Origin of the sequence: Streptomyces sp. NPDC029044 (assembly GCF_040637495.1) — a bacterium.
Taxonomy (GTDB): Bacteria; Actinomycetota; Actinomycetes; order Streptomycetales; family Streptomycetaceae; genus Streptomyces.
The window spans coordinates 111,248-128,197 of sequence record NZ_JBEZWN010000016.1 but is presented as its reverse complement, the minus strand read 5'-3'; the positions used below and the strand labels follow the sequence as shown (position 1 = coordinate 128,197).

Below are 16,950 nucleotides of genomic sequence, written 5' to 3'. Positions count from 1 at the left end.
CTACCGCGAGACCAACGTCGAGCACCACATGCACTCGATCCGCAACATCCTGCGCAGCCTCGGCATGATCGACGGCGAGGCGGAGCTGCGGGACACCTACAGAACCGTCTCCGGCACGTTCGCCCGCTCCAGCGCCGGCGGGTTCTTCGTCACTCACGCCGAGCCGGAGGAGACCTGCAAGGAAGGCGACCTGATCGCCACCATCACCGACCACTACGGCACGACACTCGAAGAGGTCCGCGCGCCGCAGGACGGCATCGTGCTCTGGGTCCGCCGGATCCGCACGGTCCGCCCGGGCGACGAGGTCGTCATCTTCGGCGAGGTGCAGGGAGAGATCAGGCCATGACCGGCGCACGTCCGGTGACCCGGTTGCCGATTGACGGAATGCAGGTCGCCGCCGCCGAGTGTCGCGCCTTCACCGTCGTCGCCCCGTCGAACGGGGCGGCCATCGCTGCCCACCGACGGCGGTGAAACTGCAGGGACTTTCCGCGGCGTGGTCGTGGGAAGTCCCTGCCGCCCTGACGGGTCGGGCTCGCTCGGCCCCTTGCTGCACCCCACGCACACGCGCGCCTGAACATGCTCCGAGAGAAGGCCAGCCTCCGGCTGACGGCCACAGGGCCCTTCTGGGTGATCGACGACGACACCATCACCTGACGCTTCCCCTCAACTATCCGTACAGGTCAGGAATTCGCCATGTCTCCAGCCCTCCATGCCCAGACGCGGCCCCTCCCCGAGGCAGCAGTCCTCCAAGGGCTGCCTCCAGTCCACGAGGTGAGCGCCGCGGAAGTGGCCGCCCGGATATCCGGCGGCCCCCGTCTCGTCGTCCTCGACGACGATCCGACCGGCACCCAGACGGTCGCCGACGTGCCCGTCCTGACGTCCTGGACGGTTGAGGACCTGCGCTGGGCGCTGCGCCAGGACAGCGCCGTCTTCTTCGTCCTCACCAACACCCGCAGCCTGCCTCCTGAGGACGCGGCCGCCCGCAACCGCGAGGTGGTCCGCGCCCTGCACGCGGCGTCGACGGCCGAGGGCACCGGCTACGTCCTGGCCAGCCGCGGGGACTCGACGCTGCGCGGCCACTTCCCACTGGAGACCGATGTCCTCGCCGAAGAGCTGACCGAGCTGGACGGCAAAGCTCGGACGGTGTGGTACTGGTCCCCGCCTACCGACGCGGTACGGACCCTGCCTCATCAGCCGTGTCAACTGTCGGCGGCCGAGGTGGCGGCCGTGACGAACGCCGCGGCCGCGGGCGACAGGCTGCCGCGGCGGCTGACGAGGGCGATGTCCAGGGTGGCCCTCGGCTCGATGTCCAGGATGCGGGCGCCCAGCCGCCGGGCGACGTCCCGCCAGGAATCCGTGACCACCGCGAGTCCGACCCCGGCCAGTACCAGGGGCATGAGCGACACGCGGTGCTCGGTCTCCGCGGCAACGGTGAACGCGATGCCCTGTTCCCGCAGCGCGTCGACGTAGGCACGCATCCCCGTACCCGACTGCCCGACGATCAGCCGCTGTCCTGCGAGCTCCCGGCACTCCACAGCCGTCCGATCAGCGAACGGGCCGTCGGCCGGCACCATCAGCACAAAACGCTGCCGCCCCAGGGCGTGTGAGGCGACCTCCTTGTCGGAGATGGGTCCACTGGAGGCCAAAAGCCCCAATTCCACGGCACCCGTGCGCACCATGTCGATCACGTCACGCGAGGTGAACGCCGCTTTGATGGCCACGGAGACGCCGGGATACCGATGGCTGAAAGCACTCACCAGACTCGTCAGCGGCTCCACCGCCTGCGACGGCATGGACGCCACATCCAGGCGCCCCTCACGCAGCTCATGCACCGCCGTCACACTCGCCCGCGCCGTCTCCAGACTCCGCACGGCCTCCCGGGCGGGCTCGATCAGAGCCCTTCCGGCCTCCGTGAGCACTGCCCTGCGCCCGATGCGATGGAACAGCTCGGAGCCGAGATCACGCTCCAGTGCCCGCACGGCCTGCGACAGCGACGGCTGCGACACGTACAGAGCCGAGGCCGCACGGTTGAACCCCCCACGATCAACAATCGCAAGGAAGTACTGCAGCTGCCGAACATCCATTTCGCGCCCTCTGCCCCTCAAGAAATCAGCCGACGACTCGATCCGTCCCGACCATGGTTGCGTGAAGGACACCCTCGACGAAGCACGGACCACCGATGCGCTGACCGTGGTTGTCACCGAAGCGCGGTCACAGATGATTGAGGCGCTCAATGGTCAACTGAGGCACTCAGTCACAGCCGTCTCCCGCCCCAGGTTCGAGAACCAGGACGATCGCGCCACGCTCCGTCAGAGTCAGCGTCGAACGAGTGTCAGGACGTCTCCCCCAGCCCGACCCTCACAGAGTTGAGGCAGAGCGTTCTCGACCCGCGCCCCACTGCGAAAACGCAGGTGAGACATGTGTCGGGCAGCAGTCTCGAACCGAGGGCGGCGTGCAGGGCCGTGATGGGCTTCCAGGAGAACCGCCGACACGTTCGCGTGCGTCGTGATCTACGGTGCCATCAGTCACCTAGGACGGGGAGAGGCCGTGCAGCAGACCGGGTCAGCGCTCGCCGAGCGAATTGCCGAGCGGAGAAGGGGAGTCGGTGACCCCCGGGCGCTGGTCGGTGAGATGCGGCGCTCGGTCCTTCTGGTGCCTGTGGCCGATGGGGGCCTGTGGTCGGCGTGGTCGGGCGGGGTGCGGTGGATCTGCGGGTTCACCGACGAGGCCGCACTGGCCCGGTTCGCTCTGCTGCACGGATCCGGTGATCAGCCCATGGACTACGCGGCGCTGCTGGGCGCGCGCATCGTCGACGAGGTCGTGCCGTCCCTGGACGAGCCCGCCGGCCTGGCCGTCGACATCGCCACCGAGGACGGGTCGATGTTCTTCCCCCCGGTCGTCGGCATCGTTGCGGACGACGTCGCCGTCGACTCCGGAGAGGCCAAGGAGGGACGCGGCCATGGGCGCTGACGGGGCCGATCTGCAGTTCGACAAGGCGTCGGTGGCGAAGTTCACGCAGGGCGTGGGCGCGACGATCGACGGGCTCGGTGATCTGGGCGGCGCCACCGGTTCGGTGCTGGGCAAGGGCTTTTCGGAGCTGGCGATGACCGGAATGGAGGCAGGACACCACGGCCTCTCGGTCGACTTCGAGGACTTCTGCGAACGCTGGGAGTGGGGTGTGCGGGCCCTGGTGGGCGACGCCAGCGCGCTCGCGAACCGCCTCGGCCTGGCGGCGGGCACCCAGTGGGAGCACGACCAGTACGTCGAGGGCACGCTGAAGGTGGGCGTCAACTCCGTCATGGGCGGCAACCCGCACGCCACCGAGGAGGAGATCGCCCGGCAGGGCTGGGGTGACATCGTCACGCCGGACTACCTGAACCCGGACTGGAGCGCGGAGTCGTTCGACAAGGCGGGTGAGGACATCGAGCAGACGTGGAAGGACACCGGCCGCACGGTTCTCACCGAGGGCGAGGGCGGTCGCCGGACGCAGGCCATCATCGACGCCTCGGGTGTATCCGACGACCAGTGGAACCAGGCGCTGGACAACACCTTCGGCCCCTCGCCGGAGGAACGCGCCCAGCAGGCGCAGCAGAGTGAGTCCGGGGGGAACTGACTGTGGGTATAGGCGACTTCCTCAGCGACATCACGCCCGACTCGGTCGAGAACGCGGTCGAGGACGGTGTCGAATGGGCGGGCAACCGGGTCGAGGACGCCGGCAACTGGACTGCCGACCGGCTGCAGGACGTCGGCTGGGAGTCCGGCGCGGACTGGGTGCGCGAGCAGTCCCGTTCGGTCGCCAATCGCATGGGCGCCGAGGTCGACGAGATGGACCTCGGGCAGACCGAGGACAAGACCAAGCTGATCTACGGCAGCCCCAGCAAGATTACCGCCACCGCCGACAAGCTCCGGGCCTTCCAGACGGCCTTCGACGACGCCGGTGACGGCCTGAAAGGCCTGGACTCCTCCCGGCTCAAGGGCGAGACGGCCGAAGCCCTGCGCACCGCGGTGAGCACCCAGCCGCCCAAGTGGTACGCCGCCGCCGACGCCTGCGCGAAGGCGCTCGGCGCGCTCGACGCGTTCGCCGGCACGATCACCTGGGCGCAGGCGCAGGCGCAGACGGCGATCGACAAGTGGAAGGAGGGTGTCAAGGCCTCCGAGGACGCCGCCGACGCCCACCGCAAGAAGGTCGACGACTACAACAGCGCCGTCGACCGCTACAACGCCCAGCCCGCCGACAAGCGCGACCCGTCCTCGCTCCCTGCCAGGCCCGCCGCGACATTCGACGACCCCGGCAAGAAGCTGATGCAGGAGGCCCAGGACATCCTCACCGAGGCCCGCAAGCAGCGGAACTCGGCGGCGGAGACGGCACGCACCGCGGTCCGCGCCGCCCGCGACATGGCCCCGCAGAAGCCCTCCTACGCCGAGCAACTGGTCGGCGGGGTCCAGGAGTTCCAGATCATGGGCGACCACGTCGGCGGCGGCATCATCAAGGGCACGGCGGGCATCCTCAACTTCGTCCGCAGCGTCAACCCCGTCGACCCGTACAACATCACGCACCCGGCCGAGTACGCCACCTCCCTCAACAGCCTCGCCGCCGGGCTGATCGTCGCCGGCAACGACCCGGTCGGCACCGGCAAGCAGATGATCGGCGACTTCATGAAGGACCCGGCCGAGGGCTTCGGCCGGCTGATTCCCGACCTCGCACTGACCGCCGCCACCGGTGGCGGCGGCGCCGCGGTCAAGGGCATCCGCATCGCCGAGGAGGCCGCCGACGCCGCACGGGCACGCAAGCTGATCGACGACGCCCCCGACGGCACCCACAACCGCCCCGACGGCGAGCGCACCACCGACGGCACCGACCCCGTCGACCTCGCCTCGGGCCGGATGTTCCTGCCCCAGACCGACGTCGAAATCCCCGGCATCCTGCCACTCGTCTTCACCCGCCGCACCGAATCCGGCTGCGCGGTCGGCCGCTTCCTCGGCCCGTCCTGGACCTCCACCGTCGACGAACACCTGCGCATCGACGCCATCGGAGTCGTCCACGTCACCGCCGACGGGCTCCTCATCCCCTACCCGCACCCGGCCCCCGGCGCGCCCACCACGCCGTCATCGGGCAGAGCCCGCACCCTGCTGGCCCGCGACACCGACGGCGACTACACCGTCACCGACCCCGACAGCGGCCTGACCTTCCACTTCACCGCCCCGCCCGACAGCGAACCAGGGGACGACGGCGTCGCCTGGCTGTCCGCCATCACCGAACGCAACGGCCACGCCACCACCATCGACCGCACCGAGGACGGCCTGCCGCTGGCCCTGGTCCACTCGGCGGGCCACCAGGTGAAGCTGTCCGTCACCGATGGCCTGGTCACCGCTCTGTCCCTGGCCGGCTCGGGCGAGGGCGGCGCGGACCTGCCCCTGATGAGCTACGGCTATCAGGACGGCAACCTCACCGCCGTCACCAAGCCGTCGGGTGCCACCACGACCTTCGTCTACGACGACCGCCACCGCGTCATCGCCTGGATCGACTCCAACAACAGCCGCTACGACTACATCTACGACGACCGCGACCGCGTCGTGGCGGAGGGCGGCGAGGCCGGCCACGTCCAGATCACCCTCACCTACACCGAACCCGCCCCCGAGACGGGCCACCGCACCACCACACTCACCACCGCCGGCGGGCACGAGACCCGCCACGTGTTCGGCCCCGGCTGCCGTCTCCTGGCCGTCACCGACCCGCTCGGCCACACCACCCGGTTCACGTACGACCCGCGCGGCAACCTCCTGACCCGCACCGACCCACTGGGCCTCACCACCACGTTCGCCTACGACGAGGACGGTCGGGCCGTCGCCGCCACCCGCCCCGACGGAAGCGAACTGCGCACCGTGCGCGGCCCGTTCGGCCTGCCGGTGGAGGTCGTCGGGCCGGACGGCAGCAGCATGGTCCATGAGTTCGACGAACGCGGCAACCGCACGGCCGTCACCGACCAGGCCGGCTCCACCACCCGCTACACCTACGACCACGCCGGCCGACTCACCTCGGTTACCGACGCCCTCGGAGCCACGACACGCGTGGTGTGCGACGCAGCAGGACTGCCCGTGGAGGTGACCGACCCCAGCGGCGCCGTCACCCGCACGGAGCGCGACGCCCTCGGCCGCCCGGTCCGCATCACCGACCCCGTGGGCGACGTCACCTGCTTCGCATGGCACGCCGACGGGCAGCTCTCCCGGCTCTCCGGCCCCGACGGTGCCACGGAGTCCTGGACCTACGACGGCGAGGGCAACTGCCTCACCCACACCGACGCGTCCGGTGGCGTCTCCCGCTTCGAGTACACCCACTTCGACCTCCCGGCCGCCCGCACCCGCCCCGACGGCGCCCGCTACGAGTTCGAGCACGACGCCGAACTGCGCCTCACCCGCGTCACCAACCCACAGGGGCTGACCTGGACATACGACTACGACGCTGCCGGCGACATCGTCTCCGAGACCGACTTCGACGGCCGCACCCTCACCTACCGGATGGACGCCGCGGGCCGGCTCGCCACCCGCGTCGACGCGCTCGGCGGGACCATCTCGTTCGAGCGTGACCAGCTCGGCCAGGTGGTCCGCAAGGACGTCGGCGGTCAGGTGACGACCTACACCCACGACAGGGCAGGACGCCTGCTGGAGGCAGCCGGACCGGACAGCGAACTCCGGTACCAGTACGACCGACGCGGACTCACCAAGACGGAACTGGTCGACGGCCGTCCCGTCTCATACGCGTACGACGCCCTGGGCCGCCGTACGCGCCGCACCACACCCACCGGTCACGTCACCTCCTACTCCTACGGCGCCGACGGCAAACCCCACCGCCTGACCACCGGCGATCACCGGATCGACTTCACCCACGACGCCGCCGGCCGGGAACTCGCCCGCGTCTTCGGCGACACGATCACCATGACCTCCGCCTGGGACGAGGCCGGACGGCTCTCCGCGCAGCACATCACCGCCGGCGGGCACAACGTCAACAGCCGCGCCTACTCCTACCGCGCCGACGGCCACCTGACCTCCATCGCGGACCGGCTGTCGGGCACCCGCACCTTCGGCCTCGACCGGGTGGGCCGGGTCACCGCCGTCCACGCCCAGGGCTGGACGGAGCGGTACGCCTACGACGACTGCGGCAACCAGACCTCCGCATCCTGGCCGTCCCGCCACCCCGGCAGCGAAGCCACCGGACCGCGCGCCTACACCGGCACCACCATCACCCGCGCCGGAGACGTCCGCTTCGAACACGACGCCCTCGGCCGGGTCACCCTGCGGCAGAAAACCCGCCTCTCCCGCAAGCCCGACACCTGGCGCTACGAGTGGGACACGGAGAACCGCCTCACCTCCGTGACCACCCCCGACGGAACCCGCTGGAGGTACCGCTACGACCCACTCGGCCGCCGCACCACGAAACAGCGCCTGGCGACCGACGGCGAGAGCGTGGTCGAGGAGGTCCGCTTCACCTGGGACGGCCTCACCCTGTGCGAACAGACCAGCCACCAGCCGGACGTTTCGAACACGGTCGCCCTCACCTGGGACCACCGTGCCGACGTCCCCCTGGCCCAGACCGAGCGCATCCTCACGGCCGACGACCGCCAGGAGGAGATCGACCGCCGATTCTTCGCCATCGCCACCGACCTCATCGGCACCCCCACCGAACTCATCGACGAAACGGGCGACATCGCGTGGCGCACCCGGAGCACGCTCTGGGGCACCACGGCCTGGTCCCGGGACAGCAGCACCTACACCCCACTCCGCTTCCCCGGCCAGTACTACGACCCCGAAACCGGCCTCCACTACAACTACTTCCGCCACTACGACCCCGAAACCGGCCGCTACACCTCCCCCGACCCCCTCGGCCTCGCTCCCGCCCCGAACCCCGTCGCGTACGTGCACAACCCGCACAGCGGGTGCGACCCATTGGGCCTCATGCCCAAGTACACGAAGGAGGAGCGGGCCCGGAAGCGGATCAACAAGGTCGTGGACGACATCGTCGAGAGAGCACAGGACAGCGGGTTCAAGAAGCGCCACGACTACCACGGGGACACCCGACACGACTTCAGCGACGAACGAGTCATCGAGATTCTCAAGAACCCGGACGCCGTGTACCACTCGACAGGCACGGCCGGGACATTCACCTTCAGACAGGGCGACGACATCGTGGTGATCGACGGCCCCGGCAACACCCAGGGCCAGGCCATCACGGCGTACGGACCGTCGGGCATCAAGGGCGACTCCGGAGCCACGGCGCTCGGCGGGAAACCAACGGACCCCGGTGCGCCGGTAACGCACGAGGACATCGTGAAGGGCAGGATTCCCGCCAAGGACGGCCGCTTCCAGCCTCCGGCGGTACAGATCAGATGAGGCAGTGATGACGACGAAACTGAAGTTCGACGGCGGCTGGTCCGCGACGGTGACGGACGAGCCGCTCGACGCCGTTCCCCGTCTCCTCGGTACTTTCCTGATCGTTTCCCCCTATGCGGACCGGGTGGAACGGGAGAAGTTCCTCGCGGACACGTTCGGCAGCCAGGACCTGCTGTGGGACCTCCCCGACGTTTTCCGCTTCGCCCCGAGCGACCGACAGATGGTCGGGGCTGAATTCCGAATTCCGGAAGAGTCCGCCTCAGCCGAGGACTCGGCCCGCCTTCCCGTCCCGCCCGAAGTACGCCCGGGCGGGCTCCGCGCGGACGAGGTCAAGGACTTCCGGCACGAGATGTGCACGGTGCTGTGCCGCGCTCCCGGCGATGCCGTGTTGACCTGCCTGCGCGACCTCGACGTCCTCGACGAACCGCTGGAAGCCGGCATCGGCATCGCCCCCGACGTGGCACTCCTCGTCCAGCACGGCACCGTCGTCGGCTGGAGCCTCACGAACCCCGCGCGCTATCTGACCACCAGCTTCGCCACCCCCGACCCTGCTCCCCCCGCCCCGGCCACCCGCCGCCTGCTCACCGAATGCCTGGACCTGGTCACCACGCCGGTGGTCGACGACCTGGTCGACGGTGAACCGGCCGCCCTGGCCCGCCTCCAGGCCGCCGACAAGGCCCTGCGCGAGCAACGCGAGGACCGGCACCGGGCCGACGCCCTGCTCGAGCTGATCGCCACCTACGTGGAGGACTACGGGAACTGGTGAACGAGGACGAAGACCAAGGAACCGGGGGGATGGGTGCGGCGGTCTGTGCGGATCGACAGGCGGGCGCCGACCATGACACTGCGGCAAGGTCCTGACGGCGTACGACCCGTCGGGCATCACCGGCCCGGCCTCCGCCTGGGCGAGAGTCACGGAGCGATGGTGAGTGACCGCGGAGAACAGGCGCCTGTGGTTAGCGGCCGGAGGGGCCGGTCCCTTCGGCACCTTGCCGTCGACGATGATCGCTCGGCGCGTCCGGCCCTGTCCCCGGCGGCCTCGCGCCGGCCTGCGGGGTAGGCACCGATCGCCCGGTCGAGGGCGTCACCAACGACAGTTGCCAGCACTCGGCCGATCATGGTCCGCGAGGCCACAGCGCCACTAAGGGCACCACTCCCACACGTCGACAGCAGACGCTGGACGAGAGACGCCAGCAGGTGAAGCGGGACCGGGGCGAGCTGTCGCCCATGCACAAATACATCGACCCGCGCGCAGAAGAGCCGTCCGGCACACCACACCCCCGCCCCACTGAACCAGCCGACCGAGGCCCGGCCGCCAACAGATCGGCAATTCCGTTCGGCGCACAGGCAACAGGCAGTCCCCCGTGGGTCGGCGCGTACGCCACTGCTTACCCTGCGATGTCGTCGATCGGCGGGCAACTGCAGCTACCAACGGGCACGGCGGCTTCCTCGGTATCCGGGATGTGGCTCTATGTCCGAGGCGGGAGGTCCATGACGGGGCTCCTCTGTCCTGGGGCTCACGCGCGCGTCGGCGCCGTCTCCGGGGCGGCGGCCCGGTGTGCGCGCTGACGGAGTCCTTCCGCAGCGGGGCGCGCCGGCCCGTGTCCCGCCCCGCCCGGTCAGCCGGCGTCCGCGGCGACGGTGTCTCCGGGCACCAGTCCGTAGCCGTCCGGCACCGCTGTGGCGTCCTGCCCGCAAGCCACCGGGGCGTTGGCGGAGTCCACGAACACCACGCTGGGACGGAAGGCGGCGGCCTCGTGGTCCTCCACCATCGCGTAGGCGATGAGGATGACGAGGTCCCCCGGGCTGATCAGCCGGGCCGCCGCACCGTTGATGCCGATGACCCCCGAGTTGCGCGGCCCCTCGATCACGTAGGTGGTGAGCCTCGCCCCGTTGTCGATGTCGACGATGTCCGCCTTCTCCCCGGGCAGGAGGTTCGCCGCCTCCATGAGGTCGGCGCTGACGGTGACGGAGCCGACGTAGTGCAGATCCGCCTGGGTCACCGTGGCCCGGTGGATCTTCGACTTCATCGTGGACCTGAACATGGGGTGCGTTCCCTCACTCCTGTGGGTTCTCTACGAATGGGACGGGCCGCCGCGCGCGGCGGAGGTACGGGGACGGAGTGCGGCCGGAGGGCGTCCGGCCGCACGGGCCGGTCAGCCCGCCACGCACCACTCCAGTACGGCGGCGGCGCTGTGCATCTTGTTCTCGGCCTGGTCGAACGCGACGCTCGCCGGGCCGTCCAGGAGCGCCGCCGCCACCTCCTCGCCTCGGTGCGCCGGCAGGTCGTGCAGGAACCGGGCGTCCGGATGGCGGGACATCAGCACCTCGTCCACCCGGTACGGCTCGAACACGTCCCGCCAGTTCGGGTCGGCCTTGCTGGTGCCGGTCGTCTGCCACCGGGTCGTGTACACGAAGTCGGCGGCGGGCGCATCGGCGAGGTCGTGCGTGCAGGTGAATGCGGAGCCGGACGCCCGGGCGTACCCGGCGGCGAGCTTCCGCGTCTCCTCGGGGATTCCGTAACCGGGGGGCGTGACCACGGTGAGGGCGGTGCCCTTGAACCGGGTGAGCGCCAGGGCGAGGGCGATCGCGGAGTTGTTGCCCTCGCCGACGTAGAGCACCCGGGCGCCGTCGACCCGTCCCGCCAGTCGCTGGACGGTGGTCAGGTCCGCCAGGGCCTGGGTGGGGTGCTCGCCCTCGCTCATCGCGTTGACGACGGCCATGCGGTGCTGTGCGGCATAGGCGGCGATCTCCCGGTCGGGGCCCGCCGTACGGACGACGAAGCCGTCCAGCATCCGCGAAGCACCCGGCCGGTGTCCTGGTGGAGGTGACCGCCCCTGACGGCGGCACCACCCGCTTGGAACGCGACGCCCTCGGCAGGCCGGTCCGCATCACCGACCCGGTAGGCGGCGTCACCCGCCTTCAGTGGCACGCCGACGGGCAACTCGCCCGACGCACCGGCCCCGACGGCGCTACCGAGTCATGGACCTACGACGGCGAGGGCAACTGTCTCACCCACACTGATGCGGCGGGCGGAGTGTCCCGCTTCGAATACACCCACTTCGACCTCCTCGCCGCCCGCACTCAGCCCGACGGCGCACGGTACGAGTTCGAGCACGACACGGGTCTGCGGCTCACCCGGGTCACTGACCCGCAGGGGCTCGTCTGGACGTACGGGTACGACCGGGCTGACCGGCTCGTGTCCGAGACCGACTTCGACGGCCGCACCGTCACCTACGGCCTCGACGCCGCCGGACAGGTCACCACCCGGACCGATCACCTCGGCGGCGTGGCCGCATACGCGTACGACGAACTCGGCCGGATGGTCCGCAAGGAGGTCGCGGGCCGGGCCACTGTCCACGCCTACGACCGGGCCGGACGCCTGATTCAGGCGTCGAGTCCCGACAGCGAACTGGTGCGCCGCTACGACCGGTGCGGCCGGCTCAAGACCGAACTCGTCGACGGCCGTGCCCTCGACCACGCCTACGACCCCGCCGGCCGCCGGATCCGTCGCACCACCCCTACCGGACTGGTCACGAGCTACGCCTACGATGCCGCGGGCCGCCCCATCCGGGTAACCTCCGGAGGCCACGACATCACCTTCACGCACGATGCGGCCGGACGCGAAGTGGAACGGGTCTTCGCTGGCATCGTCACCCAGGCGTCCGTCTGGGACGAGGCCGGCCGGCTGTCGGGCCAGCACCTCATGGCTGGTTCCCGCACCCTCAACCGGCGCACGTACGCCTACCGCGCCGACGGCCGTCTCACCGCAACGTCCGACTGGGTGTCGGGGGCGCGAACTTTCGACCTCGACCCGGCCGGCCGGGTCACCGCCGTCCACGCACGCGGCTGGAGCGAGCGGTACGCATACGATGCGAGCGGCAACCAGACCTCGGCCGCTTGGCCCGACTCACACCCCGGCCACGAGGCCACCGGCCCTCGCGCCTACACCGGCACGACCGTCACGCGTGCGGGTGACATCCGCTTCGAGCACGACGCCCTCGGCCGCGTCGCCCTGCGCCAGAAGGTCCGGCTCTCCCGCAAACCGGACACCTGGCGCTACACGTGGGACGCCGAGGACCGCCTCATCTCCGTGGTCACCCCCGACGACACCCACTGGCGCTACCGCTACGATCCCCTGGGCCGGCGCACTGCCAAGCAGCGCCTGGCGGCGGACGGCAAAACCATTGCAGAGGAGATCCGCTTCACCTGGGACGGCCTGACCCTCTGCGAACAGACCACCGTTTCCAGCGACCTGCCTCGTCCGGTAGCGCTCACCTGGGAGCACCGCGGCCTCACGCCTCTCGCACAAACCGAGCGCATCCTCACCCCGGACGCCCGTCACGAGGAGGTCGACCGGCGCTTCTTCGCCGTGGCCACCGACCTGCTCGGCACTCCCACCGAACTGGTCGACGAGTCCGGGCGCATCGCCTGGCGCGCCCGCACCACTCTGTGGGGAACGACCGCCTGGTCCCGCTCCAGCACGACCTACACCCCCCTTCGCTTCCCCGGCCAGTACTACGACCCAGAGACCGGCCGGTACACGTCTCCGGACCCTCTGGGGCTCTCGCCGGCGCCGAACCCGGTCGCCTACGTGACCAACCCGCACACCGTTTGCGACCCAGTCGGCCTGTCGCCGTACCCGAACGGCGACGGCCCGGCCATCGGCGAGTACACCTCCAAAGGCGAGGGACAGGATCTCAAACGCTCCGCCATGGTGGGCGACGACCAGTGGCACTTCAACACCGGCCACGGCTACGACCGAGCCCACACCGGCCCGGACGGAACCACGAACGATCTGCGGACCACCAACTTGAAACCCAACCAGATTGAACAAGCAATTGTCTCCGATGTGTACGCGTACATGAGGGACGGCGGGGTCGTTCCCCGCGCCAGGACCCCCGAGTTCAGCGGCCCGCTCGACAGGTCGGTGCAGATCGACGGGCACGACGTCGGCTACCGGGTCATTCAGCGGCCCGACGGCGCCTACCAACTGTCCACCTACTGGCTAAATCCGTAGGGACGGGGTCCCCCGAGCTCGGCACCGCACGGGCTGCCCGGGCAGCGCCGGGATCGACTGCTAGGGTCTGGGCGCCCATTCCGTCCACCACCACGGCGCTCCGGGGCGCCGAAAGTAATCCGTCTGGAGAAGCGCGCCATGCCCGATCCGACCCCTGCGGCCAGGAGTCTCAGCCAGGCGATCGACGGCGGTGACAGCCAGCAGGTCAACGAAACGACCCGTGAGTTCATCGAGAAGCTCACCTTCGCGACGGCGGACGAAATCCTCGCCATGCTCGAGGACGTCCTCACCGAGGACTGGATGGCCCTGCCGCCCTGGGCCCGGAACCTCGCCTACCGTCTGGCCTGCCTGCAACGTCCCGACGACCCGCAATTGCTCCGGGAAGCAGCCTCAGATCTGCTGTCCTTCGGACCCGACTGGGACACGTTCGCCGAGGACCTCAAGAGGCGCGCGGCGGAACTGGAATAGAGCCTGGATTCCGGAGAGGCCTTGCCAGATGCACTGTCCGAGCCCATCCGTGGCGCCACGAATGCGGCCCCGCAGTTGTGGCGTGCCCTGGACTACCCGAGGAACGACAGCCGGACCCGGCGGCAGGAGTTGTCGACACGGTGGTCCACCAGACACACCGACCGCCAGTACCGAGTTCCAGGCGGCTGCCGCCGACCGAGGGAAGAAGATCGACCGCGGTTCTTCGCCATAGCCCCCGCCCTGATCGATAGACCCACCGAACTGATCGGCGAGTCCGACGACATCGCGTGACGCTCCCGGATCACGGCACGGCTCCTCCGACCTGGAGATTTCGCAGAAGCCGGAGGCGGAGTCCCAGCCGACGGGCACGTCCGTCTCATTTTCCGGCACCGCGAGGACGTCGTCGTGACCAAGGGGTCGGCTCCCAAGTCGGCCAGGGCATCACGGCGTACGGGCCGTCGGGGATCTGGGGCGGCCACTCCGGTGTGACGGCAATCGGCGGCAAGCCCACGGACCCCGGGGGGCCGACCAGCACCTGTTCTACGAAGGCGGCTGAATGCCGTGGGGTCCGACGAAAGGTCCGGAATCATGAACGACCGGCAGGCGCCGGAGTGGCTGGTGGGAAGACCCCAAAACGGGCAATATGGTTCGCCTTCGAGTGCACGACAAGGACGGAACCGCCCCCGTCGGCTCCAACGCGGCAAATGGGGATATCTACCGCATATCGGTCGGCGGGAAATACCAGGACGACGCGGGGAACCTGTATCACCGACAGGTCCACAACCCGAACAGTCCCCATTACAATCCGGACGCGGCCCATGCCACACACATCCCCTGGCCGGCTCAATTTCCACTTCCGTACTAGTGACGAACGGGTGTTTCGCATTGAAGTCTCACGACTTCATCGGTATCGCGCGAATGATTTCGGAGGCAGATGCACAGACACGAGAACGCGCGGCCGACGAAGTGACCGACCACCTGGGTGCGTACACACCCGCCCAGGCGTCAGCTCTGGCGACACTGCTGGCGGCAGCCGCTGTCTGCGAAAAAGAAAACTCCGCCCTAGAAGCCGAACTGCACGCTCTCATCGAACTGACGTCCACCGGCCATGTCGGCCTTGAGCACATCGCACCTCTGCGGGAGATCGTTCTCGCCGACCTTCCTCCTCAACTCCGCGACTATGTCAGCGACCTACTGGAAGGATGAAGACCCAGGACGGGCAGGCACAGCTACCGGCATGGACCTGGTCCAGCACGGCGGTGTAGTGGGCTGAAGCCTCACCGACGCCGCGCACCCCGTGCCCACGGCTTTCGCCGCTCGACATCGCACCTGCGTCCGAGGCCGCGCGTCAACTGCTCACCGAGCACCAACCAAATCGGTTGGCGCCGCTCGAGGCCGAGCAGGACGCAGGGCTTGCCGCTCGGCGACGTCATCTCCTTCACTCACGACGAGCCGGGCCGTGCCACCTTCAGGAAGCCGCCGGACGGACGACCAGAGGCGGGGCCGGGCGAGGCGACTGACCGTTCCCCTTTGACACATCATCAGGTACAGCGTCAGCCGAGCGTCAAGACAATGCACCACGAGCTGCTCCTGGCGTGCCCGATCCAGGAGAGCCAACTGCTGGACGTGACGAAACCGCAGGTCACCGATGCCGCGAGCTGGAATTGCCAGCTCCATGTGATGTATTCCGGGAAACAGGTCGAGCCCACCTGGCAGTGCCTGAGCAACTCAGAAGAACCGCAGGTCAGAGTCCTTTCTCAGCAGGCTCAAGAATCGCCACGCACTCCACATGATGCGTCATCGGAAACAGATCGAACGCCCGAAGCGTCCGCACCCGGTACCCGCCGTCCCGGAAATACCCCAAGTCCCGCGCCAGCGCGGCCGGATCGCACGCCACGTACGCGATCCGCCGTGCGCCCAGCGCGGCCAGCTGGTGGACCGTCTTCCGGCCCGCCCCCGCCCGCGGCGGGTCCAGGACGATCAGGTCGACCTCCGTGATGCCCGTGCGGGGCAGCACGCTCTCGACCTTGCCCTGCTCGATCCGTACGCGCTCGAAGTCGGCGAGGTTGTGCCGTGCGTCCTCCACCGCGCGCTTGCCGGACTCGATGCCGAGGACCGCGCCCTGGTCGCCGACGCGGTCGGCGAGGGCGCCGGCGAAGAGGCCGACGCCGCAGTAGAGGTCGAGGGCCATGTCGCCCTTGCGCGGGAGCAGGCCCTGCATCACGGCCGTCACGAGTGTGTCGGCCGCCTTCGGGTGGACCTGCCAGAAGCCGCCGTTCCCGACCCGGTGCGTGCGGCCGTCCGCCCGCTCGCGGACGAAGGGGCGGCCGTGGACGCGGTGGACACCGCCGGAGCGCTCGTCCACGCGCAGGACGGAGACGGGGCGGTCGAGTTCGACCAGCGGGAGGCGCGCGCCCGGCTTGGGGGTGAGGATCACCTGGCGGTCCTGGGAGCCCGTCGCCGCGATCGCCTCGACGGAGTCCATGCCGGTCCAGGACCGCTTCTCGATGCCCAGCTCGCTGACGCCCTCCGCGGCGATCATGCAGTGGTCGATCGGCTCCACCTCGTGCGAGCGGTGCCGGCGCAGGCCCGCCCGGCCGTCGGCGGTGACGGCGTACTGGACGCGCGTGCGCCACGCGGGGACCTGGCCCGCGGGCACCTTGTCGCCCTCGGCGGGCAGCACCGTGCCGTCCCAGCCGGCCTCCTCGGGGGTGAGCCCGGCGAGGTGCTGGAGCTGTTCGGCGATGACGTCGGCCTTCAGACGCCGCTGCGCGCCCGGCTTGGCGTGCTGCCAGTCACAACCGCCGCAGCGGCCGGGGCCCGCGAACGGGCAGGGCTCGTCGATCCGGTCCTTGGAGGCGTCCAGGACCGTCACGGCGTCCGCGCGCAGGAACCGCGCGCCCTCCTCGCCCTCCGTCACCCGCGCCACGACCCGCTCACCGGGCAACGCGTGCCGTACGAAGAGCACCTGGCCCTCGGAGGTGCGGGCGATGCAGTGACCGCCGTGGGCGACGGGGCCGACCTCGACCTCGTACTCCTCCCCCACCAGCGACTTCCTCGGTTCTGCCTGCATGGCG

Annotated in this window: 10 protein-coding genes and 5 pseudogenes; 10 read left to right on the top strand and 5 right to left on the bottom strand. The window is 69.8% G+C overall.

What is annotated here, in order from left to right:
- The coding region (locus AB0E85_RS16440) for a succinylglutamate desuccinylase/aspartoacylase family protein (RefSeq protein WP_361927057.1) at nt 1–346 on the top strand (346 nt) is incomplete at its 5' end.
- Between the two features lie 347 nt (nt 347–693).
- A pseudogene (locus AB0E85_RS16435) lies at nt 694–1,059 on the top strand (four-carbon acid sugar kinase family protein); the annotation flags it as partial.
- Nucleotides 1,060–1,199: 140 nt separating this feature from the next.
- Here AB0E85_RS16435 and AB0E85_RS16430 read toward each other — a convergent pair.
- Nucleotides 1,200–2,084 carry a LysR family transcriptional regulator gene (locus AB0E85_RS16430; protein ID WP_361927072.1) on the bottom strand — a complete coding sequence of 295 codons (885 nt, stop codon included), beginning with the start codon at nt 2,082–2,084 and terminating at the stop codon, nt 1,200–1,202.
- A 463-nt stretch (nt 2,085–2,547) separates the two neighbouring features.
- Between AB0E85_RS16430 and AB0E85_RS16425 the strand changes: the two genes are divergently transcribed.
- From AB0E85_RS16425 to AB0E85_RS16410, 4 genes are read left to right on the top strand one after another with little or no spacing between them, the layout of a single operon-like run.
- Nucleotides 2,548–2,970 carry a hypothetical protein gene (locus AB0E85_RS16425; RefSeq protein WP_361927055.1) on the top strand — a complete coding sequence of 141 codons (423 nt, stop codon included), beginning with the start codon at nt 2,548–2,550 and terminating at the stop codon, nt 2,968–2,970.
- On the top strand, nt 2,960–3,613 hold the full coding sequence (locus AB0E85_RS16420) for a hypothetical protein (protein ID WP_361927052.1): 654 nt from the start codon (nt 2,960–2,962) through the stop codon (nt 3,611–3,613). Before AB0E85_RS16425 ends, AB0E85_RS16420 begins: the two co-directional genes overlap by 11 nt.
- A gap of 2 nt (nt 3,614–3,615) precedes the next feature.
- On the top strand, nt 3,616–8,385 hold the full coding sequence (locus AB0E85_RS16415; protein WP_361927050.1) for a putative T7SS-secreted protein: 4,770 nt from the start codon (nt 3,616–3,618) through the stop codon (nt 8,383–8,385).
- Between the two features lie 7 nt (nt 8,386–8,392).
- Nucleotides 8,393–9,151 carry a hypothetical protein gene (locus AB0E85_RS16410; protein ID WP_361927047.1) on the top strand — a complete coding sequence of 253 codons (759 nt, stop codon included), beginning with the start codon at nt 8,393–8,395 and terminating at the stop codon, nt 9,149–9,151.
- 853 nt (nt 9,152–10,004) lie between these two features.
- On the opposite strand, the gene panD is transcribed toward AB0E85_RS16410, so the two are convergent.
- A complete protein-coding gene (gene panD, locus AB0E85_RS16405) occupies nt 10,005–10,430 on the bottom strand; it encodes an aspartate 1-decarboxylase (RefSeq protein WP_361927045.1) in 426 nt (141 codons plus the stop codon).
- Nucleotides 10,431–10,541: 111 nt separating this feature from the next.
- Nucleotides 10,542–11,206 (bottom strand): annotated as a pseudogene (locus tag AB0E85_RS16400) (ornithine carbamoyltransferase); the annotation flags it as partial.
- Here AB0E85_RS16400 and AB0E85_RS16395 point away from each other — a divergent pair.
- Both AB0E85_RS16395 and AB0E85_RS16390 read left to right on the top strand, forming a co-directional pair.
- Nucleotides 11,195–13,027 (top strand): annotated as a pseudogene (locus tag AB0E85_RS16395) (RHS repeat-associated core domain-containing protein); the annotation flags it as partial. The pseudogenes AB0E85_RS16400 and AB0E85_RS16395 overlap by 12 nt on opposite strands.
- A gap of 516 nt (nt 13,028–13,543) precedes the next feature.
- On the top strand, nt 13,544–13,873 hold the full coding sequence (locus AB0E85_RS16390; protein WP_053674111.1) for a hypothetical protein: 330 nt from the start codon (nt 13,544–13,546) through the stop codon (nt 13,871–13,873).
- A gap of 92 nt (nt 13,874–13,965) precedes the next feature.
- On the opposite strand, the pseudogene AB0E85_RS16385 reads toward AB0E85_RS16390, so the two are convergent.
- Nucleotides 13,966–14,078: pseudogene (locus AB0E85_RS16385) on the bottom strand (YjbQ family protein); the annotation flags it as partial.
- Between the two features lie 426 nt (nt 14,079–14,504).
- Between AB0E85_RS16385 and AB0E85_RS16380 the strand changes: the two are divergent.
- Together AB0E85_RS16380 and AB0E85_RS16375 are read left to right on the top strand one after the other, a co-directional pair.
- Nucleotides 14,505–14,738, top strand: a pseudogene (locus AB0E85_RS16380) (polymorphic toxin type 30 domain-containing protein); the annotation flags it as partial.
- A 20-nt stretch (nt 14,739–14,758) separates the two neighbouring features.
- Nucleotides 14,759–15,079 carry a hypothetical protein gene (locus tag AB0E85_RS16375; protein WP_361927041.1) on the top strand — a complete coding sequence of 107 codons (321 nt, stop codon included), beginning with the start codon at nt 14,759–14,761 and terminating at the stop codon, nt 15,077–15,079.
- Between the two features lie 538 nt (nt 15,080–15,617).
- Here the strand turns inward: AB0E85_RS16375 and AB0E85_RS16370 are convergent.
- On the bottom strand, nt 15,618–16,946 hold the full coding sequence (locus AB0E85_RS16370) for a class I SAM-dependent RNA methyltransferase (RefSeq protein ID WP_361927038.1): 1,329 nt from the start codon (nt 16,944–16,946) through the stop codon (nt 15,618–15,620).
- Nucleotides 16,947–16,950: the final 4 nt, after the last annotated feature.

Coding starts and splice junctions, on each gene's coding strand:
- AB0E85_RS16410 (WP_361927047.1), top strand. CDS start 8,393: ATGACGACGAAACTGAAGTTCGACGGCGGCTGGTCCGCGACGGTGACG.
- AB0E85_RS16430 (WP_361927072.1), bottom strand. CDS start 2,084: ATGGATGTTCGGCAGCTGCAGTACTTCCTTGCGATTGTTGATCGTGGG.
- AB0E85_RS16370 (WP_361927038.1), bottom strand. CDS start 16,946: ATGCAGGCAGAACCGAGGAAGTCGCTGGTGGGGGAGGAGTACGAGGTC.
- AB0E85_RS16420 (WP_361927052.1), top strand. CDS start 2,960: ATGGGCGCTGACGGGGCCGATCTGCAGTTCGACAAGGCGTCGGTGGCG.
- AB0E85_RS16390 (WP_053674111.1), top strand. CDS start 13,544: ATGCCCGATCCGACCCCTGCGGCCAGGAGTCTCAGCCAGGCGATCGAC.
- panD (WP_361927045.1), bottom strand. CDS start 10,430: ATGTTCAGGTCCACGATGAAGTCGAAGATCCACCGGGCCACGGTGACC.